This window comes from Shewanella indica, from assembly GCF_002836975.1.
GTDB classification, from domain to species: domain Bacteria; phylum Pseudomonadota; class Gammaproteobacteria; order Enterobacterales; family Shewanellaceae; genus Shewanella; species Shewanella indica.
The window spans coordinates 34,261-56,360 of the sequence record NZ_NIJK01000033.1 but is presented as its reverse complement, the minus strand read 5'-3'; the positions used below and the strand labels follow the sequence as shown (position 1 = coordinate 56,360).

Below are 22,100 nucleotides of genomic sequence, written 5' to 3'. Positions count from 1 at the left end.
GCTGATTTGAGTTCGGCGAGGGCGCGGCATAATAACCTCCTTGTTAAATGCTTAAACAAAGCATAGTCGGAGACTAACTAGCGCGCCATTAATGCTGGGTGTCCATTTTTTATCCATTTTTTACTGCCAATCACCTGCGGTGCGTCTTTCGTACTGGCGATCCTATGACACGGCGAGAGTTGCGCAGCAACATGCTTTCGAGCGCGAGTCATGGATGACGAGCTGGCCGTTAAACAGGGATGTTGTTGTGAATACGTCCATGTAGCCTCGACGAAAACATCTGACCTACAAGGACGTAGGAAATGCCGAATTTGTCGGGAACAAAATTCGGCCCTGTTTTCGACGGTCACAGTTTCACCTGTGCCTGGAAATGAGGTGTATGTCTGCGGACACTTCAAATGTTTCAAGCTACTCCATTCCCACAGAATGCACCAATTCCCCCTTCGGAGCCGCCGAGGGCCATTGGCGCAAATAACGTGGCTGAGGGCATGGCCTTTCACGGCATTGGGACTCTATCCCGCCGATATGCCAATAGCTGAAAAGTTCAAACGATGAAAAACAGATACAAAAAAGCCCGTCTATGACGGGCTCTTTCGTTGAATATGGCTGGGGTACCAGGATTCGAACCTGGGAATGCCGGGATCAAAACCCGGTGCCTTACCGCTTGGCGATACCCCATCAGGGTCGGTATTAACCGATACGAATCTTAAGACTCGTGAAGACCAAGTTTGCTGCTAAAGAAACATGGTAGCTATGGCGGGACTTGAACCTGCGACCCCAGCATTATGAGTGCTGTGCTCTAACCAGCTGAGCTACATAGCCACTGTATTTTTTCTCTTTAGCGTTTATGGCTGGGGTACCAGGATTCGAACCTGGGAATGCCGGGATCAAAACCCGGTGCCTTACCGCTTGGCGATACCCCAATATATAAACTTGGTAAAGATGGCTGGGGTACCAGGATTCGAACCTGGGAATGCCGGGATCAAAACCCGGTGCCTTACCGCTTGGCGATACCCCACCAATAATCAAAGCTATTTCAATAAGAGACAGATATGGTACGGGAGGAGAGACTTGAACTCTCACACCTTGCGGCACCAGAACCTAAATCTGGCGTGTCTACCAATTTCACCACTCCCGCAGTGTCTCTTGTTTTGACATCCCAAGAAGGATGGTAGCTATGGCGGGACTTGAACCTGCGACCCCAGCATTATGAGTGCTGTGCTCTAACCAGCTGAGCTACATAGCCACGATAACTTTGCTGTTCCCCGTGCCGAGGAACGGGGCGTATTATGCTTATTCAGGTTATTCAGGTCAACAGCTTTTTTAGGCTAAATCCCGCCGCCCCCGCCGTTTGCCTATAAACCCATCAAACTGGGCAACAGATATGCAAATCCGTGTTCTATCGCCCATTTAGAGTCACTTTATACGTTAAACAGGAAGTGCATCACATCGCCGTCTTTGACGATATAGGTTTTCCCTTCCACCCGCAACTTACCTGCTTCCTTACAACCGGCTTCGCCCTTGTACTGAATAAAGTCATCATAGGCCATAACCTGAGCCCGAATAAAGCCACGCTCAAAGTCGGTGTGAATTTTACCGGCCGCCTGCGGTGCGGTAGAACCTACGCTCACAGTCCAGGCACGAACTTCTTTCACCCCGGCAGTAAAGTAGGTTTGCAGTGTCAGCAATTCGTAACCGGCGCGGATCACCCGATCAAGCCCTGGCTCTTCCAGGCCCAGTTCTTCGAGGAACTCACTGCGCTCTTCCTCATCCATTTCCGCCAGATCTGACTCGATTGCGGCGCACACAGGCACCACAACGGCATTTTCTTTTTCGGCAATGGCGCGCACTGTATCCAGATGCGGATTATTAATGAAGCCATCTTCAGAAACGTTGGCAATATACATGGTTGGCTTGAGCGTCAGCAGGTTCAGGTAAGCCACGGCTTCCAGTTCTTCCGGGCTCAAATCCAGAGTGCGCAGCATATGGCCTTCGTCCAGTACCGGCTTGAGTTTTTCCAACACTTCGACTTCAAATTTGGCGTCTTTATCGCCACCCTTGGCACGTTTTTGCTGACGCAGTATGGCGCGCTCAACACTGTCGAGATCCGCCAGTGCCAGTTCGGTATTGATCACTTCAATATCACCGGCTGGGTCAACCTTGTTGGCCACGTGAACAATATTGTCATTCTCGAAGCAACGCACTACATGGCCGATAGCATCGGTTTCACGGATGTTGGCCAGGAACTTGTTACCCAGACCTTCGCCCTTGGATGCCCCGGCAACCAGACCGGCAATGTCCACAAACTCCATAGTGGTCGGCAGAACCCGCTCAGGCTTAACGATTTCAGCCAGGGCGTCCAGACGAGCATCCGGCACTGGCACCACACCAGTGTTGGGTTCTATGGTACAGAAGGGAAAGTTTGCCGCTTCGATGCCAGCCTTGGTTAACGCATTGAACAGAGTTGACTTACCGACGTTTGGCAGACCAACGATGCCGCATTTAAAACCCATGATGTTTACCTTTCTCTCTAATTTGAGCCCGGCGCACTCGGCCCCGGACAGGATAATGAAACAGGCGTCTGACGCCTGGATAATCTTAGACCGCTTTAAAGGAGTGCAGCCTGTGCATCGCCTTGGTCATATCCTCGGCAAAGAGGATATCTGTGGCGCGCACCGCTTCATCTACCGCGGCATCGATCAGCGACTGCTCAGTACTCGGCGCCTTGCCAAGCACATAGCCACTGACTTTATTCTTGTCTCCGGGATGACCTATGCCAATCCGCAGACGATAAAAATTCTTGTTATTGCCCAGCTTGGCAATAATGTCCTTGAGGCCGTTATGGCCGCCATGACCACCGCCAAGCTTGAACTTGGCCACACCCGGCGGCATGTCCAGCTCATCGTGGGCCACCAAAATCTCCTCCGGTTGAATACGGAAGAAGTTCGCCAATGCCGCCACCGACTTACCACTCAGGTTCATATAAGTGGAAGGGATCAGCAGGCGCACATCGCGGCCCTTGAGCGTAACTCTGGCAGTCAGGCCAAAATACTTGCTGTCGGCACTGAGCTGGGCACCGCAACCTCTGGCCAGCTCCTGCACATACCAGGCACCGGCATTATGACGGGTCTGGGCATACTCGGCGCCGGGATTGGCCAGCCCGACGATAAGTTTAATCTCTGTCATCAGTCTCTATTCTGTTTATTCAACGAGAAGTTCTGCGAAGGCCAGAGGTGGCCAGGCAAATATTCACCGCTCTTGAAGCTTGACCGTTACAGGCCAAAACCCGGCATAAAAGCCAATGAAAAATGCCGCATTCTTATAAAAACGCGGCATTTTAGCACTCTCTTGCGACAATCAACAAATCGACCGGGGTTATCTCAGCCCCAGCGCATACTTGAGCACTTGCTGCTTAACCGGAGTATTGATATCCGCCAGCTTAAGGCCGGCGTTACGCAGCAGTTTAAGTGGCAACAGATCGTTACTGAAACCGGCATAGAAGAGATCCATGCCAGTCATCATCAACTGATTGTCAAACCAGCGCTGCTTTTGGAACCCCTCAAGCACTGTGGCCTTTGACCAGTCTTCGCCCTTTTCCAGCGCCTGGGTGATTGTCGCTATCAAGGCTTCGACGTCTTTGAAGCCCAGGTTAACCCCCTGCCCCGCCAGCGGGTTAATGGTGTGAGCCGCGTCCCCCAGGATCACCAAGTTATCGCGATAGTATTGCTGCGCATGGCGCCGGGTCAGCGGAAAACTGCCCTTGGCCAACACTTCGAAGTGGGGATCGAGCCTATCGGGGAAGTGATTGATGATCGCCTGCTTCAGTTGGCTGTCGCTTAGCTGCATCAAACTGCGAATTTGTTTGGCATCGTCATACCAAACCAGGGACGCATTTTTGCCCGGCAATGGCAGCAAGGAACGCGGCCCTTGCGGAGTAAACTGTTGCCAGGTCACATCCTGCTCTTCGCACTCGGTGGCGATATTGATCAACATACAGGACTGGGAATAATCCCAACCGCTGATACCAATTCCGGCCCATTGGCGCACTCTGGAGTTGGCACCATCGGCCCCCACCAGCAAGCGGGCATCGAACACTCGACCATCGTCCAGGCTAACCTCGATGCCGGCACAGGAGCGCACCATGCGCCCGACCCGCGCCGGACAGCAGAGTGTCAGATTGGGGTAGTTGTCGAATTCCTGCCACAGGGCCAGCTGCACCAAACGGTTTTCCACTATGTGGCCCAGACGCTCGGCCTTAATCTGACTGGCATGAAAACGGGTTATGCAGCCTTCCATCTCCCAGGTTTCCAGGCCACGATAGGCCACATGGCGCATACCGAGCAGAGTATCGAATGCCCCCAAACGCTCGAGTAGTGCCTCCGATGCGGCGCTGATGGCCGAGACCCTGACATCCAGAGGTTGCGAGGCATCAAAGGCCTCGGGTTCAAAGGCCTCCACCAGCGCCACTTCCAGCCCGAGTTTGGCCAACCCCAGCGCCGTCGCCGCGCCCACCATACCGCCACCTATGATGACGATATCCTTGGTCTCATGTTGTTCTGTCACTATGCCTTTCCTGCTGTCTATCTTCTCTGTCGCCTTGGCCACAGAGTTGTGTTCAATGGTAACTGTTTTGGCTTCAATCATGAGCAAATGTTGCTGCCGGCCCTCCTGAAACACCTGCTTACAAGCCGACACACGAGTCTTGGCAACCATAGGCTAGCCTCAGTGTGTCCAAGCAGTATCTGTCATGGCCAACACCGCATTGGCGGTTGTCGACATCAACAAGTGAGGATACCATGTGCAAACTTACCAACAGCCTGATAGCCGCAGCCCTTATCGTCCCGGCCGCCTTTACCTCTGGTCATATTCTGGCCGCCACCACGGCAGACCAGATGGAAGTGATAACTGTAACCTATCGCTCGTCGCTGAATTATGCCCTATATCAACAAATCACGGAAACCATGGCCGGCTTTCATATAGAGGTACTGGAGGATATCTATCTTCAGGCTCGCGCCGGTACCCAACAGATGGCTGAGCAGTTTTATCAACAGCAGGACATTCAGCTGGCCGATAATCGCTTACCCACATTGTTTGAAGGGGTACTACAGTCACCAGAGTAATTCTCAGTCCTGGCGTTCAAAAGCTGGTCAGCGGACTGAACAGCGGGTAAAATGGCGCGCTATTTTTTAAGTGGTTCCGAAGAGCGACGCAAAACTGATGAGTAAAAAACTCCATATTAAAACCTGGGGCTGTCAGATGAATGAGTACGACTCATCCAAGATGGCCGATCTGTTAAACGAATTTCAGGGCTACACCCTGACCGAAGAGGCTGATGAGGCAGATATTCTGCTGCTCAATACCTGTTCTATTCGTGAAAAAGCGCAGGAAAAGGTATTCCATCAGCTGGGCCGCTGGAAAACACTCAAAGACAAGAATCCTGAGCTGATCATTGGCGTGGGTGGTTGTGTGGCTTCGCAGGAAGGCAAGGCGATAAAAGAACGCGCCCAGTGCGTGGATATTATCTTCGGCCCCCAAACCCTGCACCGTCTGCCAGAGATGATCAACCAGGTTCGCAGCGGCGACCAGGCGGTGATTGACGTCAGCTTCCCTGAAATCGAGAAGTTCGACCGTCTGCCCGAGCCCCGCGCTGAAGGCCCCACCGCCTTTGTCTCCATCATGGAAGGCTGCAGCAAGTACTGCTCTTTCTGCGTGGTGCCCTACACCCGCGGTGAAGAAGTCAGCCGGCCACTGGATGACATCATCCTGGAAATCGCTCAACTGGCCGAGCAAGGGGTGCGTGAAGTCAACCTGCTGGGACAAAACGTTAACGCCTATCGCGGCCTGACCCATGATGACGAAATTTGCAGCTTTGCCGAGCTGCTGCGTTATGTGGCCACCATCGACGGTATCGACCGCATCCGCTTTACCACCAGCCATCCGATAGAGTTCACCCAGGACATTATCGACGTCTATGAAGACACTCCTGAGCTGGTAAGCTTCCTGCACCTGCCGGTGCAATCAGGTTCAGACCGCATTCTGACCCAGATGAAGCGCGGCCATATGGCAATCGAGTACAAGTCAATCATTCGCCGTCTGCGCAAGGCGCGGCCGGATATTCAGATAAGTTCCGACTTTATCATCGGCTTCCCCGGCGAAACCAAAGAAGACTTTGCCGACACCATGAAGCTGATTGAAGAAGTGGGCTTTGACCACAGCTTCAGCTTTATCTACAGTGCCCGTCCCGGCACCCCGGCGGCCGACTTGCCGGATGATGTGGATATGGAAGAGAAAAAGCAGCGCCTGGCAATTCTGCAAGACAGAATCACCCAACAGGCGCAGCGCTACAGCCGCCAGATGCTGGGCACAGTGCAGCGTATTCTGGTGGAAGGCCCATCGGTCAAAAATCCCATGGAACTGCGCGGCCGCACCGAAAACAACCGGGTGGTCAACTTCGAAGGCCAGCCCAAGCATATAGGCAGCTTCGTGGACGTGGAAATCGTCGATGTCTACACCAACTCGCTGCGCGGCAAGTTTGTTCGCGGAGAAGATGAGATGGACTTGCGCAAGAGCCTGCGCCCCAGTGATATTCTGGCCATGCATAATCAGGAAGACACCCTGGGCGTGACTCAGTTCACCCCGTAAGCGCCGAGACTTCCACGGCGGCCCGGCTCTTCGGACCCGGGCCGTTTTATTTTAGGCTCGATTTTCCGTTAGCATTTATGCCTTCACGCTCGTAAACTGATCAAAGATGACATCAACAGGAGTTTTTGTTTGTCTCACAAATTAACCACCATGAATCTGTATCTCGAACCGGCCGACAGCCGCCGTCTGGCGTCTCTGTGTGGTCCGTTCGATGACAATATCAAACAGCTCGAGCGCCGGGTGGGCGTCGAGATAAGCTACCGCAACAACCATTTTCAGATTGTCGGCCAGCCGCGTAACTGCCTCACCGCCAACAACCTGCTGAAACAGCTCTATGTCGAAACCGCGCCGGTAAAAGGCTCGACTCCGGATCTTGAGCCCGAGCAGGTGCATATCGCCATTCAGGAAGCCATTGCCCTGGAAGCCGACGACAGCGGTGCAGAACCCAAAGAGCACTATATCAAGACCCGCAAAGGGGTGATTAAGCCGCGCAATCCCAACCAGACCCAATATGTGGCCAACATAGTGCGCCATGACATCACCTTCGGCATAGGCCCCGCCGGTACCGGCAAGACCTATCTGGCTGTTGCCGCCGCCGTGGATGCGCTGGAACGTCAGGAGATCCGCCGCATTCTGCTAACCCGCCCTGCGGTGGAAGCCGGTGAGAAACTGGGCTTCCTGCCCGGCGATCTGAGCCAGAAGGTAGACCCTTACCTCAGGCCTCTGTATGACGCCCTGTTTGAGATGCTCGGGTTTGAGAAGGTCGAGCGACTGATAGAGCGCAATGTTATCGAGGTCGCACCGCTGGCCTATATGCGTGGCCGCACCCTCAACGATGCCTTTATCATCCTCGATGAGAGCCAAAATACCACGGTGGAACAGATGAAGATGTTCCTCACCCGTATCGGCTTCAACTCCAAGGCGGTGATCACAGGTGACATTACCCAGATAGATCTGCCGCGCAACGCCAAGTCCGGCCTGCGCCACGCCATTGAAGTACTGAGCGAAGTAGAAGAGATCAGCTTCAACTTCTTCCAGGCCCAGGACGTGGTACGCCACCCGGTAGTCGCCCGCATAGTGGAAGCCTATGAAACGCACGATCAGCGCCAGCAGGCGGCCAAGGCCCAACGCGACAGCCAATATCAACTGACAGAGGCCGGCGCCCATGAGTCTTGATCTGCAACTGGACCTGCAACTGGCTACAGAAGCGCAAAACCTGCCATCCCAGAGCGATTTCGAGCTCTGGGCCCGTACTGCCATAGGCAATAGTATGGAGCAGGCCGAACTGACCATACGTCTGGTGGACAGCGAAGAGAGCCAGCAGTTGAACCGGGACTATCGCGGCAAAGACAAGCCCACCAATGTATTGTCATTTCCGTTTGAAGCGCCACCGGGAATAACCCTGCCATTACTCGGGGATCTTGTCATTTGCGTTTCAGTCGTTGAAAATGAAGCCGGTGAACAGCATAAACCGCTACAGGCGCACTGGGCACATATGGTTGTGCACGGTTGCCTGCATCTGCTAGGTTATGATCACATCGAAGATGCCGAAGCCGAAGAAATGGAGTCGCTAGAGACCCAACTCATTGAAAGCTTAGGTTTTACTGACCCATACAAGGAGCAATAATTGCCAGGGTTCGCCCTGTCATGAAGAACACTATGAGTGACGATATCCCCCCGAGTACCAGCGCCCATAAGAAAGGCTGGTTTGACCGTGTAAGCCAGTTATTCCAGGGCGAACCTCAAAATCGCGAAGATCTGGTTGAGGTGATCCACGATGCCGAGCAGCGTGAGCTCATCACAGAAGATACCCGCGAGATGATAAAAGGTGTTTTAGAGGTATCTGATTTGCGTGTAAGGGACATAATGATCCCCAGAGCGCAAATTGTCGCCATCCAATTCAATGACTCTGTTGAGGAACTGCTCAACACTGTCATCAACTCTGCTCATTCCCGCTTTCCTGTGGTCAATGAAGACAAAGACCATATCGAAGGCATACTGCTGGCCAAAGATCTGCTGAAGTACGGCTTCAACAACAGTGAAGAACCCTTCTCACTGGAAAAAGTGATCCGCCCGGCCGTTGTGGTGCCCGAGAGCAAGAGAGTGGATGTGCTACTCAAAGAGTTCCGTTCCCAACGCTACCATATGGCGATTGTGGTTGATGAATATGGTGGTGTTTCCGGCCTGGTCACCATTGAAGATATTCTCGAAGAGATTGTCGGCGATATCGAAGATGAGTTCGATCACGACAACAGCGACGAGTCTGAAATCCGTAAAGCCGGTAACCGGGTTTACATGGTCAAGGCACTGACCGAGATTGAAGATTTCAACGAAACCTTCAACACCCATTTCAGTGATGAAGAGTTCGACACAGTCGGCGGATTGGTGTCCCACGCCTTCGGTCACCTGCCGGAGCGCAACGAGAAGATCGTCATCGACGGCATTGAATTCAAAGTGATCAGTGCCGATACCCGTCGTTTATTGCAACTCAGGGTGAAACTACCCGATCCCAACGATACTGAAGACAGTAACGACCAGTGAAGTCCACATTAGCGGCGCTTAAACGCCATCCCAAGCTGCGTCTGGTACTGGCCTTTTTGGCCGGTGCCAGTACGGCACTTTCCTTTGCCCCCTACGATCTCTGGCCCATCTACCCGCTGGCGCTGGCCTTTGGCCTGTGGCACAGTGATAAGCTTTCCCCCAAGGCCAGTTTTGGCTATTGGCTCAGCTTTGGCTTTGGCGCCTTCGCCTTCGGGATCAGCTGGGTGCATGTCAGCATGGACAGATTCGGTGGCTTGCCGCTAATTGCTTCCATGGGCCTGATGGCCCTGTTGGCCCTCTATCTGGCCTTGTATCCGGCGCTGGCCGGTGCCCTGCTGGCACGACTGGCGCCCAAGCGTCATAACTGGCAACTACTGGGGCTGTTTCCGGCGCTCTGGACCCTGTGCGAATGGCTGCGGGGCTGGGTACTCACCGGTTTTCCCTGGCTCTGGGGCGGCTATAGCCAAACCTCTGGCCCCTTGAAGCCACTGGCCTCAATGATAGGCACTTTGGGGCTCAGTTTTACGGTAGCGCTGTTGGCAGCAAGCCTGGTGCTGCTGCTCAAACGTCGCTGGCTCAGCCTGGTGGTGAGCTCGGCACTACTCACCCTGCTTGTATGGCAGGCGCCGCGATTTTCAACGGTTGAGCGCACCGGCGAGACCCTCAGCGTGGCGCTGGTGCAGGGCAATATTCCCCAGAGCATGAAGTGGGAGCCGGACGCGCTCTGGCCGACTATGCTCAAGTATATGGATCTCTCCCGCCCGCATCTGGACAGAGACTTGGTGATCTGGCCCGAGGCAGCGATACCGGCCCCCGAAAGCATGGTGGCCGAGTTTCTCGACAACGCCAACAAGGTCGCCAATCTGCGGGATGCCGCCATCATCACAGGTATCATCAGCCAGCAAAATGGCGACTTCTACAACTCGCTGATCGTGCTGGGAAATCATCATCAGAAACAGCAACAAAACGCCAACTATAGCGCGGCTGGCGACAATCAGTTCCGTAAGCATCACCTGCTGCCAATAGGCGAGTTTGTGCCCATGGAGTCGCTGCTGCGGCCCCTGGCCCCCTTCTTCAACCTGCCCATGTCCTCATTTGCCAGAGGCAATTATCAGCAAAATAATCTGACGGCGTTGGGTCATACTCTGGCACCGGCAATCTGCTATGAAATCGCTTTCCCCGAGCAGCTCAGGGCCAACGTCGCCGAGGATACCCAGGTGTTGCTGACCGTCTCCAACGATGCCTGGTTTGGTGAATCCAATGGCCCGTTGCAACACATGGAGATAGCCCAGATGCGCTCGGCCGAATTGGGCCGACCTCTGCTGCGGGCCACCAACAACGGCGTTACCGCCGTGGTGGATGAATTTGGCAATATCAGTGCCAAACTGCCGCAGTTTGTAGAAGGTGTACTCACCGCTGAAGTGCCTCTGGTCGAAGGCCAGACCCTGTTCAGCCGGGTCGGTCAATGGCCGGTACTGGGGCTGAGTGGCTTGCTGCTGCTTTTGGGGCTGTTGTATTGCCCCAAGCGACGAAAGAACAATAAAAGCTAAAACCAACTCATTGATTTTTATCTAATTGATAAAATATTAATGGACACATAAGTATTTCTTAAGACTGCTTTTCTAGGCTTTGGATACTGGTTAACAGATCCGGAGTATCTCTATGGTCAAGCAGTTTCCCCTGTCTGCCCTGGAAAAGGACGTCCCACATTCTGCCAACCCGCCTCATGTGCTTCCCGAGTGTCGCCTGTTCCATGAACAGGCAGAGGGCCGCACTGAGGTCGAAGACTATATCGCCGCCAAATACTTTCAGGTGCATGGCGCCAGGCTCAAGGAGTTTTTGCCTTTCTTACTGCAACTGACCATTAAAGGTCAGCCTCAGGGCGCCTTCGGCCTCAGGGCCGGGTGTTACTATCCCTTGTTTCTGGAGCAATACCTAGAAGCCCCCATAGAGCAACAGGTGGCACTGCTGGCCAAACGCCCGGTGGATAGGGCTTCCTTGGTGGAAGTGGGCAATCTGGCACTCACCAATAAGAGTTCAGGGCCCCTGCTGCTGGTACTGCTTGCCGCCACTCTGGCCAGAGCCGGTTTTGAGTATATGGTCTTTACCGTCACAGAGCAGGTGGAAGCGCTAATGAAACTGCTGGGCTTTTCGCCCATGCTGCTGTGCAGCGCCGATCCTGAGCGACTGGAAGGTGACAGCGCCATCTGGGGCAATTACTACCGCAACAACCCCAAAGTCATGATTGGCGATCTGCGCCTCGCCCAAGAAGTGATAGAAACCAGTCCCCGCTTGAGACGACTGGCACAAAGGCACGAATCGGATATCAACACCATGGCGGCCGAATTGGCTTATGCCAGAACCCGGGAATCAAGCCTATGACTCCATCACCTCAATTAAATCAAGCCAATATCTCTGAGTCAGGCACCGGAACCAACCTTGATTGGGATGTCCTGGGCAAACTCAACGGCGAAGATCAGGCCATTGCCCTTAGCGATGCTGGGTGGCAACTCAGCTACCTTGAACTGAAAACAGAAATCCGCCGCTACAGTGATTTCCTCAAACGCCTCAATATCCGTAGCCTGGCACTGCATGCCGGCAACAGTGTGCAGTGGGCGATACTGGATCTCGCCTGCCAGCAGGCGGGAGTTCTTTGCCTGCCCTTGCCGCTGTTTTTCTCCCAAGAGCAGTTGGCAAACTGCCTTGAACAAACCTCGGTTGAGCTGGTGCTGAGCGAAAGCCCACAAATTCAGCCTTGTTTGCCAAAGGGCTTTGCGCCGTACCAAGGTCTCAGTGAACTGGGCTGCAATCTATACGGCTGGCATTTATACGGCAGACAGTTATATGACGAGCGGCTATCTGAGGGACAGCTCTGCGACGGGCATCCGGGCCAACAGAGTGTTTGCGCCGAGAGTAGGACGGCTTTTCCGCAAGCCCCACAGGGCACAGCCAAAATTACCTTTACCTCAGGCTCTACCGGTAACCCCAAGGGGGTGTGTCTCAGCAGCGAGCATCAATGGCGGGTGGCCGAATCGCTTGCAAAAGTCACGGCCCTGCCCAGCCCCAGGCATCTTTGTCTGTTGCCCTTGAGCACCTTGCTGGAAAACATCGCCGGTATCTACAGCCCCTTGCTGTGCGGCGGCACTGTGCTGCTGCCCTCGGATAAAGCCCGCGGCATGCACGGCAGCTCAAGACTCGACAGCCGGGCGCTGCTGCAGACCATAAGCCGAGCGCAGCCGAGCAGCATGATCCTCATTCCTCAGTTGCTGACACTGCTGGTCGGGGCCTGCGAGCAAGGTTGGCAAGCGCCAGATTCACTGCGCTTTGTCGCCGTTGGTGGCGGCAAGGTCGCTCCCGAGTTGCTAATGCGAGCCAGGGAGCTTGGATTGCCGGTTTATGAAGGTTACGGCCTGTCGGAATGTGGCTCCGTCGTGGCGCTCAACACCCCGGACAAAGACACTCCCGGCTTTGCCGGCACTGTGTTGCCTCACTGCAAAGTCACCATTCGCGGCGGCGAAATCCATGTCAGCGGCGCCAGTCACCTGGGGTATCTCGACCAACCCGAGACTTGGGGCCAGGGAGAAATCGCCACCGGCGACCTTGGCCAACTCGATAAAGGTGTGCTCACCATTAGCGGGCGCCGCAAGCATCTGCTTATCAGCTCCTTTGGCCGCAATATCAGCCCTGAGTGGGTGGAGTCGGCGCTGATGGCCAGACCGCTGTTGAGTCAGTGTATGGTCCTTGGCGACGCCAGGCCCTGGCTCAGCGCGCTACTGTGCGCTCCGCACCAAGTCAGCGATGAGCAACTCCAGACCTGGCTGGATGCGGTCAATGCCATACTGCCCGACTATGCCAGGATCAAACGCTGGATAAGACTGAATGAAACCGAGCTCAAGCTTCACACCACCGCCAATGGCAGGGTCAAGCGCGCCTCACTGCTGAGCGCCCTGGCCGCTCAAATAGAACAGCTCTATCTATCTGAAACCCTATATCTTGAGGGAACCTTATAATGAATTTCTACGACCAATTACAACAAGCAACCCAGAGCGGCCGCGAGTATCTGCAGGCCAGTCCCATCATAGGCAAATGCCTGCAAGGAGAGATAAGCCTGGAGGACTATGTCGCCTTCCTGCACCAGGCCTATCACCATGTGAAGCACACTTCGCCGCTGCTCATGGCCACAGGCGCCAGACTGCCGGAAAGCAAGGAATGGCTCAGGGTGGCGGTAGCCGAATATATCGAAGAGGAGCAAGGCCACCAGGAGTGGATCCTCAATGACATAGCCGCCTGCGGTTTTGACAAGGAAAAGGCCAGACGCAGCACGCCGCTGTTTGCCACCGAACTCATGGTGGCTTACGCCTACGACATGGTGAATCGGGTAAGTCCGCTGGGCTTTTTCGGCATGGTCAATGTACTGGAAGGCACCAGCATCAATCTGGCGCTGCTGGCGGCCGAGAAAGTGCAATCGCGCCTGGGGCTGCCGGATTCGGCCTTCAGTTATCTCAAGTCTCACGGCGAGCTGGACAAGCAACATATCCATTTCTTTGAAGGGCTGATGAACCAGATTGAGGATCCCGAAGAACAAGCCTTAATCATTCACGCCGCCAACAACTTCTACCGCCTCTACGGCAACATCTTTCGCGAGCTGGCGCCGGCCCAGGCCTTGGCGCTGGCCTCCTGAAAACGGTGACCAATATGGAACTCAAACATTTGAATGTCATCATCACCGGCGCCAGTGGCGGCATCGGTAGCGCCATCGCCAGGGCATTGGCCGCCAAAGGCGCCAGGCTGCTGCTCTGCGGCCGGGATCAAGCCAAGCTCGATGCCCTGAAACAGGGCCTTGCCGGAGAACATCACACCTTAAGCGCCGATCTGACCTGCAGTGGCGGTCAATGCCAGCTGCGCCAGGCCGCCGGGGTGTTCAGCCCCAAGGTGTTGATCAACTGCCTCGGAGTCAATCAACTCAGCATGTTGGAAGCCAGCGACACCTGTGATACCCGCGCCATGATGGCGGTGAACCTGGAGGCGCCCATCAACTGTTGCCGCACCCTGCTGCCCTTGCTCAAACGCCAGTCCGAGGCCGCCATCATCAATGTCGGCTCCATTCTCGGCAGCATAGGCTACCCGGGTTCCAGTCTTTACTGTGCCAGTAAATTTGGCCTCAGGGGCTTTACCGAATCACTGGAGCGGGAGTTGGCCGACAGCAAGATTAAGGTGCTCTATTTCGCCCCCAGAGCCACGGATACCGAACTCAACACTGAGTCGATGCGCCAGCTCAATTCGGCGCTCGGCAACCGTCAGGACAGCCCTGAATGGGTGGCCGACATCCTCTGTCGCGATCTGGCCGATAATCGCCGGGGCCGCCGTTTTATCGGCTGGCCGGAAAAGCTGTTTGTGCGGATAAACGCCCTGCTGCCTGGCCTGGTTAACAATGATACCCGCAAGAAACTGCCACTTATCCGCCAGTTTTGCCAAAGGGCCATGCCAACACAAGACACGGCCAACCCCATCACCGAAGGAGAGAAACATGAAGCCATTTAAACTCTTGTGCCTGAGCGCAGCGCTGCTGGTGAGTCCTTCGCTCTGGGCCAATGACGCCAGCGATCTGGCTGTCAAACAGTTGCAACACGACTGGGCCATCAACAACTATCAACTCAGCGGCGACGAGCAGGAAAAAGCCTTTGTCAAACTGCTGAAGCTGGCAGATGAGTCGGTGCAGTCCCACCCTCAAAGTACGGGCGTGCGCATCTGGCACGGCATTATCAACTCTACCTATGCCGGGGTCAGCGGCGGCCTCGGTGCCCTCAAATATGCCAAGCGGGCTCGTAGTGACTTTGAGCAGGCGCTTAAGCAAGATCCCACCGCGCTCAAGGGCTCTGCCTATACCAGTCTCGGGGTGCTTTACTACAAGGTGCCCGGCTGGCCGCTGGGCTTTGGGGACGATGACAAGGCCGAGGAGTTGCTGAAACAAGCGTTGGAGCTCAACCCCGATGGTATAGACAGCAACTACTTTTACGGCGACTTCCTGTTGGAAGAGGACAGGTATGACGAAGCCCTGCCTTTCCTGCAAAAAGCGCTCGAAGCCGCCCCAAGGCCAGGGCGCGAGCTGGCAGATGCGGGTCGCAAGCAGGAAATCAAGGCTGCACTCGCCAAAATCGCCGCCTATCGCGATAACAGCTAACGTCAGTCAATTTTTACCGGTAAAGATTGCATTTGATGGACATGATTGGCGCTTGATTTCGAGCTCAGCCCAATATCAGTCAGCCAATACAGGCTGACTGATGGTTTTGTTATCCGGGCAAGGAACTGTTACAACTTATCCCCCTGCGCGAAGGGATCGTCAATCGACTTAGCCGGCTGGGTAAACCAGCGTGGCCCCTCTGCCGTCATATAGAAGTGATCTTCATGGCGAACGCCGAACTCGCCGGGCACACAAAGCATGGGCTCATTGGAAAAACACATACCAACGGCCAGTGGGGTGTTGTCGCCATCAACCAGATAGGGCCACTCATGAATATCCAGGCCTATGCCGTGGCCCGTTCTATGGGGCAGTCCCGGCAGTTGGTATCCAGGCCCGAAACCGGCCGCTTCCAACACGGCTCTGGCCGCCTTGTCGACACCACTGCAGGGCGCACCTAAAGCCGCCGCTTCAAAACCGGCCCGCTGCGCTGCCTGCTCCAGTGCCCACAATTGCCGCTGCCGCTCGCTTGGCGTACCAAATACATAGGTGCGGGTAATATCCGAGTTGTAACCATGCAGCTGACAGCCTGTGTCTATCAACACAGTGTCGCCCGGCGCCAGCGTCTTGGGCGACTTGACTCCATGGGGATAGGCACTGTCTTCACCAAAGAGTACTATGCAGAAATAGGAACCATTGGCACCCACGGCTCTATGGGCCTTATCGATAAAATCTTCCACCTCGGCGGTACTGATCCCCGGGCGTAATATTCTGGCGGCGGCCTTGTGCACTTCGAGCGTCATATCCATCGCCCGCTGAATCAGCCTCAGCTCGGCGGGCGATTTATGCATTCGCAATTGGGCGCTAATCTTGGCGCCGTTGACAAAGGCAAGCTCGGGGCAAGCCTCACGCAGGCCATCAAACAAAAAGAAAGGGGCCGATTCATCTATAGCCAGAACGGCGCCCGGGCGCAGACAGCCCATGCGCTCAAGCACATTGCGGCACAGCGCATAGGGACTCTGGTGCTCATGCCAAGTGTTAACCTGCCCAGGCTGCAACATAAAGCCTTTGAGGGTGTCGAGCTCAAATGCCGGCGCCAGGTATTCCAGCTCACCACGACAGGGCAAAATCGCCCCGACCATACGCTCACTGGCATACCAGCGCAGGCCGGAGAAATAGTAAAGATTGGTGCCGGCATTGAGATAGAGGGCATCTATCCCCAACTCTTGCATCAGCGCCTGGGCATTTTGTTGCCTGGTTTTGAATTCGGCGGCATCCACCGCTGTGACATCCCGAGTCATATCCACCAGCTTTGCCAACTCCTGCTCCGGGGTTGAGCCACCAACGCCTGTGCTCATAGACTTCTCCTGCTTGATTGTTTTTATTAATTGGGTACTAATCTGTTTCGGATTTTTAATATATTGTATGCAAATATTGCATGCAAATTTTAAAGTACAAACGAAATTACCAATTTCCGGTGACCGCTGATATGCTGCTTGCGCCAAACGCGGGAGTACAATATGCAGGATCTTGCCAACTATATTCTGGCTATAGAGGGACGAACAAGCTGCACTGAGCTGTTGGAGTCGGTGCAAATTCACACCACGGACGATGAAGGTTTATGGCAATATCACTTTGCCGATGGCGCCATTATCGAAAAACAGCAGGAGCTGGAACAGGAGCCAAACCGGTCCAACATCGGCGAGCTTTGCGAAGATAACTGGACCCGTTATCGGGTGCTGAAAGGAAACGATATCAGCCCAAAACAAAAAGCCTTCAGCAACCTGTGCCAAAGGGCCTTCTGGTTGAAGATGCGTCAGGCCTGCCAGGAACCAGCTTGAAGGGGGATGTCTCCCCCCTTGAGCCAGAGTATCAGGCCTGTTGCATCAGCATTACTTGCAGGCCGCGGCAGACCAAGGTCTCCATATCGTCGACCCGACTTATCTGACACTGACTGACAGTGGCTGGAACCGCCAAGTCTTTAACACCGCTGACACAGCCCTTGTAGTAGTCGGCATTGGCCAACATGCTACCGGCGAGCCAGAGTTTTTGCGGATTGAGCAGGTTAACCGCCCAGGCTATGCCCATCCCCAAATAAGCCCCGGCGCGGTAGAGTTCCACCGGGTTACGCAAGCGTCGACGCCGTACCGACTCGCCGCTGGCCAACTGTTCGAGGCTGAATTCCCCCGACTCCGTCATCACCCGGCAAGCGCCAAGCTCACCGCCCAGGCCATTGGCACCGCTGAACACCCGGCCGTTGAGCGCCAGTGACATACCGATCCCTGTGCCACACATCACCAAGAGTTCACACTGGTGTTTTACGCTGGCAATGGCGTGCAGACCGGCGTGGATATCATTGCTGATGGCCACCAGTTCACCACGGCTACTGAGCTTTTCCGGGTTAAGCCCCACCAGTGCAGGCAAGGCTCGGCAGGATATCAGTTGGTTGTCTCGCACCATGCCGGGGAAGGCCAGTGCCAGACGGTAGTTTGCAAGCCCATAATCAGATTCAAGTTCAGCCAATTGCCGATTGAGATCTGCTATGGTGAAATTCTCTCCGGTGGGGATTTTATATTGTTCTGTTGTTTCCCCTTGCCGCAGCTGAAACAGCGCGGTTTCAGTCCCCACTTCGATCGTTAATGTCGACATCAATAAACCCCTTTTTACCGTACCGCCAGAGGCGGTAGACGGCCTAAGATGTTAGCACAGTGCTGCCGGCACCGCACCTAATCATCAAGGTTCTGTTATTTGTAACGCTTTGCTTTTACTTAACTTCCACCATGCTATCAGGATAAGTTGGGTCGCAATGGCGGGAATACAGATCACCAATAGCAACTGCCAGCCAAGCTGATAAATGACCCAGCCGGCCCCCAGAGAGGCCAACGCCTGAGAGCCAAATACCAGAGAATCGTTGAAAGACTGCACAGTAAACCTCTCCTCGGGGCGATAACAGCCAGGCAACAGCGAAGTGCCGGCAACAAACAGGAAGTTCCAACCCACACCCAACATCACCAGCGCACTCCAATAGTTGAGCAGGTCACGCCCCGCCAGCGCCAGAGCCAAGGTCAGGCAGTAAAGCGCCAGCCCGGCCAACATGATGCGGGTATGCCCCAAACGGGCTATCAGGTAGCCACTTATCAGCGAAGGCAGATACATGGCAATCACATGGCTCTGGATCACCCACTTGGTATCCTCAAGGCTGTGATGCTCTATGTGATGCATATGCACAGGGGTCGCCGTCATGATAAAACTCATCAAGGCATAGCCTATAACTGCAGCGCCGCAGGCAACCCAGAGTCGGCTTTGACGCAAAATAACCGACAATGGCCGAATATCCATACGCTCAATCTTGGAGGCTTTGAGTACCGGGCCGTCATCTTGATAAAACAGCAGGCATACCAGCGCCAGCACACCGACCAGAGTCACCATCAAAAAGGCCCCAGAGTATGTTACCGGCAAAATATCCTTGGCCAGCAAGGCCAGTTCTGGCCCGAGGAAGGCGGCGAGCAAACCACCAAGCAACACCCGGCTGGCGGCCTTGGCAGACAGAGTCGGCGCCACTGACTCCATGGCGGCAAACCGGTATTGCTGAATAATGGCGCCACCGCATCCGAGCAGCAGACCGCTGGCACAAAATCCCCAGAACTGGGCATACCAAACACTAAGCGCCGCCATAACACCCGCCACACTGGTCAGCAGGGCGCCACCGATAAATACCCGTCGCCGACCCAAACGCTGCATCAAGATATTGATGGGCACAATCGCCACAGCAACTCCGACAACCATCATGGCGATAGGCAATGTCGACAGCGAGGGAACCGGGCTCAGCTCTGCCCCTATTATGCCTCCGAGCAATACCATGATAGGTGTGGCACTCATGGCAAAGGCCTGCGCCAACATCAACACCCAAACATTTAGCGGCATAAAGGCATCCTTGAATAAAAATCGAGACAGATAAAAACCTTGAACAGGCTAATAAATACACATAGAGTTAACCTAAGATAATCAGTTTTAACATTTTCATTCAAGGAAGAACATTGTGGGAAAGCGAAACTGTATCAGAGTGCTACTGTTGACCTTGCTTCTGGGCATGGGGGCAGGCTGCAGTAACCAGCCTTACTCCCCTTCTCAGGATCTCTATGACAACGTGGCCGACAATGTCGAGCAGCGCAATGAAAAGCAGGTGCGGGATCAACAACCAAGCGATGACAGAGTACGCAGTGAAGATGTCAGTAAAGGCGTAATGGCAACTCTGGTTAGCTCCTTTCTGGTGGGCATAGCGACTCTGTTTGGCAGCAATTGACTTGGACCCCCTTTACAGCTGCCACAAGGATTTCCTCATGCAAGCCCTTGCGAAGCGACTTCAGGGCTTGCCATAATCCGCTATCACTCATAAAGACAAGGTCGGTCAAGAGTAGCCAAGCCGACCATCAGCGGAGCCCCTATGTTGCAATCACAATCCCCCAAGAGCCCCCATATCGCATTACGGCTTAATGCCGTGCGCAGCGAAATGGCTAAACACCAACTCGATGCCTTTATCCAGCCCCGTGCCGACGAATATCTCGGCGAGTATGTGCCGGCGCACAACGAGCGTTTGCATTGGCTGACCGACTTTACCGGCTCGGCGGGGATGGCGATTGTGATGAAGGACTGCGCCGCCATATTTACTGATGGCCGCTACACAGTGCAGGTGAGGCAACAGGTGGACTCGACCCTGTTCAGTTATGAGAGCTTGACAGATATGCCCCAGGCACAATGGTTGGCAGAAAAGCTGCCGGTCGGTTGCCGCATTGGCTACGATCCCAGGTTGCATACCCTGGCCTGGCAGCTGGATGCCGAAGCCACGCTGAGCAAGGCGGGGATGACACTGGTGGCGCTTGACGACAACCCGGTGGATTTGCACTGGCAAGGCAGACCCGTGCCGGAAAACAAGCCCATTATCCTCTTCAATGCCGAGTCTGCCGGCAAGAGCAGCGAACAGAAGCGCAGTGAAATCGGCGCCCTGGTGAAAAAGGCCGGTGCCGATGTGGCGCTGATAGCGGCGCTGGACTCCTTCTGCTGGTTACTCAATATCCGCGGTCAGGACGTGCCCAGGTTGCCCGTGGTACTGGGCTGTGCCCTACTGGAAGCCAATGGTGAGATGACACTGTTTACCGAGCTTGCCAAGTTACCCCAGGGGATTGAAGCCCACGTAGGGGCCGGTGTCAGCTTCCGCGCCGAGGCGGAACTCGCCGAAGCGCTGCAAGCGCTTGAAGGCAGAAAACTTTTAGCCGATCCCAATAATGCCAACGCCTTCAGCCAATTACAGGCCAAAGCCGCCGGCGCCAAACTGATCGCCGGACTCGATCCTGTGGCACTGCCCAAGGCCTGTAAAAACAGTGCCGAACTGCAGGGAATGCGCGCCAGTCATATCCGTGACGGCGTTGCCGTGAGCCGTTTTCTGGCTTGGCTGGATGCCGAAGTGGCTGCTGGCCGACTCTATGATGAAGGCACTCTGGCTGATAAGCTCGAGAGCTATCGCCTTGAGGATCCCCTCTACCGCGAGCCAAGCTTTGACACTATTTCCGCCACCGGCGGCAATGCGGCCATGTGCCACTATAACCATCTCAACGGCACTCCGGCCATGATGGAGATGAACAGCATCTATCTGGTGGACTCTGGCGCCCAGTATTTGGACGGCACCACAGACGTTACCCGCACCATAGCCATAGGTGAAGTCAGCGCCGAGCGAAAGAAAATGGTGACCTTGGTGCTCAAGGGGCATATCGCCCTGGATCAGGCCCGCTTCCCGCGGGGCACTACGGGGCAACAACTGGATGCCTTCGCCCGTCAATACTTATGGCAGCACGGTTTTGACTACGACCACGGCACGGGCCATGGTGTTGGCCACTTCCTCAGCGTTCATGAAGGCCCGCAAAGAATAGGCAAGAACCTCAATGCCATCCCCTTGCTGCCCGGAATGGTGCTTTCCAACGAGCCCGGCTATTACCGGGCAGATGCCTTCGGTATCCGTCTGGAAAACCTGGTGGAAGTACGCCCCTGTGAAGCGCTCAAAGGGGCCGAACGGGAGATATTCGAGTTCGACGCTCTGACTCTGATCCCTATGGATAAACGCTTGATAGACAAGAGTCTGCTTACTGAAGCTGAGCTCAATTGGTTCAATGACTATCACAGCCGCGTTTATCAGACCCTGTCACCGCTGATGAGTGGCGAATCACTGGCCTGGCTCGAACAGGCTACCTCGCCGCTGTAACGCCCAAGGGCGCCGTCAATGGCCGGCGCCCTTTGTCAAACTCTCGGTGCTATTCACGAGAAGATCCGCCCCTTGAATTGGGATATAATAGCCGCCATATAGCTGTTATTATTTTGCCATGAGAATCTCAATCCCATGATAAGTACCACCTTTGATCAGTATCTGGAGTTTCCAACCTCCTTCCCATTTAAAGTGGTTGGCGATGCCAGCGATACCCTGGCCGACCGCGTAGTCGAAGTTGTCCAGAAGCACGCCCCCGGCGATTACAGTCCTACCACCAAAGCCTCCAGCAAAGGCACCTACATCTCGGTGACCATAAATGTGAGAGTGACCAGCAAGGAACATATCGAAACCTTGTACACTGAACTTGCCGCTATTGAAGGCGTTCGCCGGGTACTCTGATACCTGGCACTCGGCAGAGAAAGTGTGATCTGTATTACATTTTTCCTGCCAAAGCGTATAATACCTGCCGGTATCAGAGAGTGA

At 54.7% G+C, this 22,100-nt stretch carries 21 protein-coding genes and 6 tRNA genes; 15 read left to right on the top strand and 12 right to left on the bottom strand.

Features of this window, described 5'->3' with window-relative positions:
• Positions 1-603 precede the first annotated feature (603 nt).
• The 9 genes from CX650_RS11180 to CX650_RS11140 form a co-directional block, all read right to left on the bottom strand.
• A tRNA-Gln gene (locus tag CX650_RS11180) sits at positions 604-678 on the bottom strand.
• Between the two features lie 67 nt (positions 679-745).
• Positions 746-822, bottom strand: a tRNA-Met gene (locus CX650_RS11175).
• A gap of 26 nt (positions 823-848) precedes the next feature.
• A tRNA-Gln gene (locus CX650_RS11170) sits at positions 849-923 on the bottom strand.
• Positions 924-943: 20 nt separating this feature from the next.
• Positions 944-1,018, bottom strand: a tRNA-Gln gene (locus tag CX650_RS11165).
• Positions 1,019-1,053: 35 nt separating this feature from the next.
• Positions 1,054-1,138 (bottom strand) — tRNA-Leu (locus tag CX650_RS11160).
• Between the two features lie 31 nt (positions 1,139-1,169).
• Positions 1,170-1,246, bottom strand: a tRNA-Met gene (locus CX650_RS11155).
• A 175-nt stretch (positions 1,247-1,421) separates the two neighbouring features.
• A complete protein-coding gene (ychF, locus tag CX650_RS11150) occupies positions 1,422-2,513 on the bottom strand; it encodes a redox-regulated ATPase YchF (protein WP_101095864.1) in 1,092 nt (363 codons plus the stop codon).
• Positions 2,514-2,598: 85 nt separating this feature from the next.
• On the bottom strand, positions 2,599-3,186 hold the full coding sequence (gene pth, locus CX650_RS11145) for an aminoacyl-tRNA hydrolase (protein ID WP_025011686.1): 588 nt from the start codon (positions 3,184-3,186) through the stop codon (positions 2,599-2,601).
• 189 nt (positions 3,187-3,375) lie between these two features.
• The gene (locus tag CX650_RS11140) at positions 3,376-4,644 is read right to left on the bottom strand and encodes an FAD-dependent oxidoreductase (protein WP_101095868.1); all 1,269 of its coding nucleotides are present in this window, start codon (positions 4,642-4,644) and stop codon (positions 3,376-3,378) included.
• 152 nt (positions 4,645-4,796) lie between these two features.
• Here CX650_RS11140 and CX650_RS11135 point away from each other — a divergent pair, with 152 nt between their 5' ends.
• From CX650_RS11135 to CX650_RS11085, 11 genes are all read left to right on the top strand, one after another.
• A complete protein-coding gene (locus CX650_RS11135; RefSeq protein WP_226685334.1) occupies positions 4,797-5,120 on the top strand; it encodes a hypothetical protein in 324 nt (107 codons plus the stop codon).
• Positions 5,121-5,217: 97 nt separating this feature from the next.
• Positions 5,218-6,642 carry a tRNA (N6-isopentenyl adenosine(37)-C2)-methylthiotransferase MiaB gene (miaB, locus tag CX650_RS11130; RefSeq protein ID WP_101095863.1) on the top strand — a complete coding sequence of 475 codons (1,425 nt, stop codon included), beginning with the start codon at positions 5,218-5,220 and terminating at the stop codon, positions 6,640-6,642.
• Positions 6,643-6,771: 129 nt separating this feature from the next.
• Complete coding sequence (locus CX650_RS11125) at positions 6,772-7,818, top strand: PhoH family protein (protein ID WP_039035894.1); 1,047 nt, start codon at positions 6,772-6,774, stop codon at positions 7,816-7,818.
• On the top strand, positions 7,808-8,269 hold the full coding sequence (ybeY, locus tag CX650_RS11120) for an rRNA maturation RNase YbeY (RefSeq protein WP_039035893.1): 462 nt from the start codon (positions 7,808-7,810) through the stop codon (positions 8,267-8,269). Before CX650_RS11125 ends, ybeY begins: the two co-directional genes overlap by 11 nt.
• A gap of 32 nt (positions 8,270-8,301) precedes the next feature.
• Complete coding sequence (gene corC / locus CX650_RS11115; RefSeq protein ID WP_025011682.1) at positions 8,302-9,183, top strand: CNNM family magnesium/cobalt transport protein CorC; 882 nt, start codon at positions 8,302-8,304, stop codon at positions 9,181-9,183.
• Positions 9,180-10,733 (top strand): apolipoprotein N-acyltransferase, encoded by a 1,554-nt coding sequence (gene lnt, locus CX650_RS11110; protein WP_101095862.1) that lies wholly within the window; start codon positions 9,180-9,182, stop codon positions 10,731-10,733. The genes corC and lnt overlap by 4 nt, the downstream gene beginning before the upstream one ends.
• A gap of 112 nt (positions 10,734-10,845) precedes the next feature.
• Positions 10,846-11,565, top strand: a complete 720-nt coding sequence (locus tag CX650_RS11105; protein ID WP_101095861.1) for a thermostable hemolysin — start codon at positions 10,846-10,848, stop codon at positions 11,563-11,565.
• The gene (locus CX650_RS11100; RefSeq protein WP_101095860.1) at positions 11,562-13,193 is read left to right on the top strand and encodes an AMP-binding protein; all 1,632 of its coding nucleotides are present in this window, start codon (positions 11,562-11,564) and stop codon (positions 13,191-13,193) included. Before CX650_RS11105 ends, CX650_RS11100 begins: the two co-directional genes overlap by 4 nt.
• A complete protein-coding gene (locus CX650_RS11095) occupies positions 13,193-13,864 on the top strand; it encodes an iron-containing redox enzyme family protein (RefSeq protein WP_101095859.1) in 672 nt (223 codons plus the stop codon). Before CX650_RS11100 ends, CX650_RS11095 begins: the two co-directional genes overlap by 1 nt.
• Before the next feature lie 14 nt (positions 13,865-13,878).
• Entirely contained in the window at positions 13,879-14,724 is an 846-nt protein-coding gene (locus tag CX650_RS11090) for an SDR family oxidoreductase (RefSeq protein WP_101095858.1), read from the top strand.
• Entirely contained in the window at positions 14,711-15,364 is a 654-nt protein-coding gene (locus CX650_RS11085; RefSeq protein ID WP_101095857.1) for a tetratricopeptide repeat protein, read from the top strand. The genes CX650_RS11090 and CX650_RS11085 overlap by 14 nt, the downstream gene beginning before the upstream one ends.
• A 128-nt stretch (positions 15,365-15,492) precedes the next feature.
• Here the strand turns inward: CX650_RS11085 and CX650_RS11080 are convergent, their stop codons facing one another.
• Positions 15,493-16,719, bottom strand: coding sequence for a M24 family metallopeptidase (locus CX650_RS11080; protein WP_101095856.1), 1,227 nt, complete (start codon positions 16,717-16,719; stop codon positions 15,493-15,495).
• A 162-nt stretch (positions 16,720-16,881) separates the two neighbouring features.
• Here CX650_RS11080 and CX650_RS11075 point away from each other — a divergent pair, with 162 nt between their 5' ends.
• Positions 16,882-17,202, top strand: coding sequence for a hypothetical protein (locus tag CX650_RS11075; protein WP_039035888.1), 321 nt, complete (start codon positions 16,882-16,884; stop codon positions 17,200-17,202).
• A gap of 31 nt (positions 17,203-17,233) precedes the next feature.
• Here CX650_RS11075 and CX650_RS11070 read toward each other — a convergent pair whose 3' ends face one another.
• Together CX650_RS11070 and CX650_RS11065 are read right to left on the bottom strand one after the other, a co-directional pair.
• The gene (locus tag CX650_RS11070; protein WP_039035887.1) at positions 17,234-18,010 is read right to left on the bottom strand and encodes an ROK family protein; all 777 of its coding nucleotides are present in this window, start codon (positions 18,008-18,010) and stop codon (positions 17,234-17,236) included.
• 84 nt (positions 18,011-18,094) lie between these two features.
• Complete coding sequence (locus CX650_RS11065) at positions 18,095-19,285, bottom strand: MFS transporter (protein WP_101095855.1); 1,191 nt, start codon at positions 19,283-19,285, stop codon at positions 18,095-18,097.
• A 115-nt stretch (positions 19,286-19,400) separates the two neighbouring features.
• Here CX650_RS11065 and CX650_RS11060 point away from each other — a divergent pair, with 115 nt between their 5' ends.
• The 3 genes from CX650_RS11060 to ybeD all read left to right on the top strand — a co-directional run bounded on the left by CX650_RS11060 (position 19,401) and on the right by ybeD (position 22,016).
• A complete protein-coding gene (locus CX650_RS11060; protein ID WP_101095854.1) occupies positions 19,401-19,664 on the top strand; it encodes a hypothetical protein in 264 nt (87 codons plus the stop codon).
• A 141-nt stretch (positions 19,665-19,805) separates the two neighbouring features.
• Positions 19,806-21,614: an aminopeptidase P family protein gene (locus CX650_RS11055; protein ID WP_101095853.1), complete on the top strand. Its 1,809-nt coding sequence runs from the start codon at positions 19,806-19,808 to the stop codon at positions 21,612-21,614.
• Between the two features lie 135 nt (positions 21,615-21,749).
• Positions 21,750-22,016: a DUF493 family protein YbeD gene (ybeD, locus tag CX650_RS11050; RefSeq protein ID WP_028781166.1), complete on the top strand. Its 267-nt coding sequence runs from the start codon at positions 21,750-21,752 to the stop codon at positions 22,014-22,016.
• Positions 22,017-22,100 lie beyond the last annotated feature (84 nt).

Coding starts and splice junctions, on each gene's coding strand:
- CX650_RS11085 (WP_101095857.1), top strand. CDS start 14,711: ATGAAGCCATTTAAACTCTTGTGCCTGAGCGCAGCGCTGCTGGTGAGT.
- CX650_RS11100 (WP_101095860.1), top strand. CDS start 11,562: ATGACTCCATCACCTCAATTAAATCAAGCCAATATCTCTGAGTCAGGC.
- ychF (WP_101095864.1), bottom strand. CDS start 2,513: ATGGGTTTTAAATGCGGCATCGTTGGTCTGCCAAACGTCGGTAAGTCA.
- CX650_RS11065 (WP_101095855.1), bottom strand. CDS start 19,285: ATGCCGCTAAATGTTTGGGTGTTGATGTTGGCGCAGGCCTTTGCCATG.
- CX650_RS11140 (WP_101095868.1), bottom strand. CDS start 4,644: ATGATTGAAGCCAAAACAGTTACCATTGAACACAACTCTGTGGCCAAG.
- CX650_RS11105 (WP_101095861.1), top strand. CDS start 10,846: ATGGTCAAGCAGTTTCCCCTGTCTGCCCTGGAAAAGGACGTCCCACAT.
- CX650_RS11095 (WP_101095859.1), top strand. CDS start 13,193: ATGAATTTCTACGACCAATTACAACAAGCAACCCAGAGCGGCCGCGAG.
- corC (WP_025011682.1), top strand. CDS start 8,302: ATGAGTGACGATATCCCCCCGAGTACCAGCGCCCATAAGAAAGGCTGG.
- pth (WP_025011686.1), bottom strand. CDS start 3,186: ATGACAGAGATTAAACTTATCGTCGGGCTGGCCAATCCCGGCGCCGAG.
- CX650_RS11070 (WP_039035887.1), bottom strand. CDS start 18,010: ATGTCGACATTAACGATCGAAGTGGGGACTGAAACCGCGCTGTTTCAG.
- ybeY (WP_039035893.1), top strand. CDS start 7,808: ATGAGTCTTGATCTGCAACTGGACCTGCAACTGGCTACAGAAGCGCAA.
- CX650_RS11075 (WP_039035888.1), top strand. CDS start 16,882: ATGCAGGATCTTGCCAACTATATTCTGGCTATAGAGGGACGAACAAGC.
- ybeD (WP_028781166.1), top strand. CDS start 21,750: ATGATAAGTACCACCTTTGATCAGTATCTGGAGTTTCCAACCTCCTTC.
- CX650_RS11055 (WP_101095853.1), top strand. CDS start 19,806: ATGTTGCAATCACAATCCCCCAAGAGCCCCCATATCGCATTACGGCTT.
- CX650_RS11080 (WP_101095856.1), bottom strand. CDS start 16,719: ATGAGCACAGGCGTTGGTGGCTCAACCCCGGAGCAGGAGTTGGCAAAG.
- CX650_RS11090 (WP_101095858.1), top strand. CDS start 13,879: ATGGAACTCAAACATTTGAATGTCATCATCACCGGCGCCAGTGGCGGC.
- CX650_RS11135 (WP_226685334.1), top strand. CDS start 4,797: ATGTGCAAACTTACCAACAGCCTGATAGCCGCAGCCCTTATCGTCCCG.
- miaB (WP_101095863.1), top strand. CDS start 5,218: ATGAGTAAAAAACTCCATATTAAAACCTGGGGCTGTCAGATGAATGAG.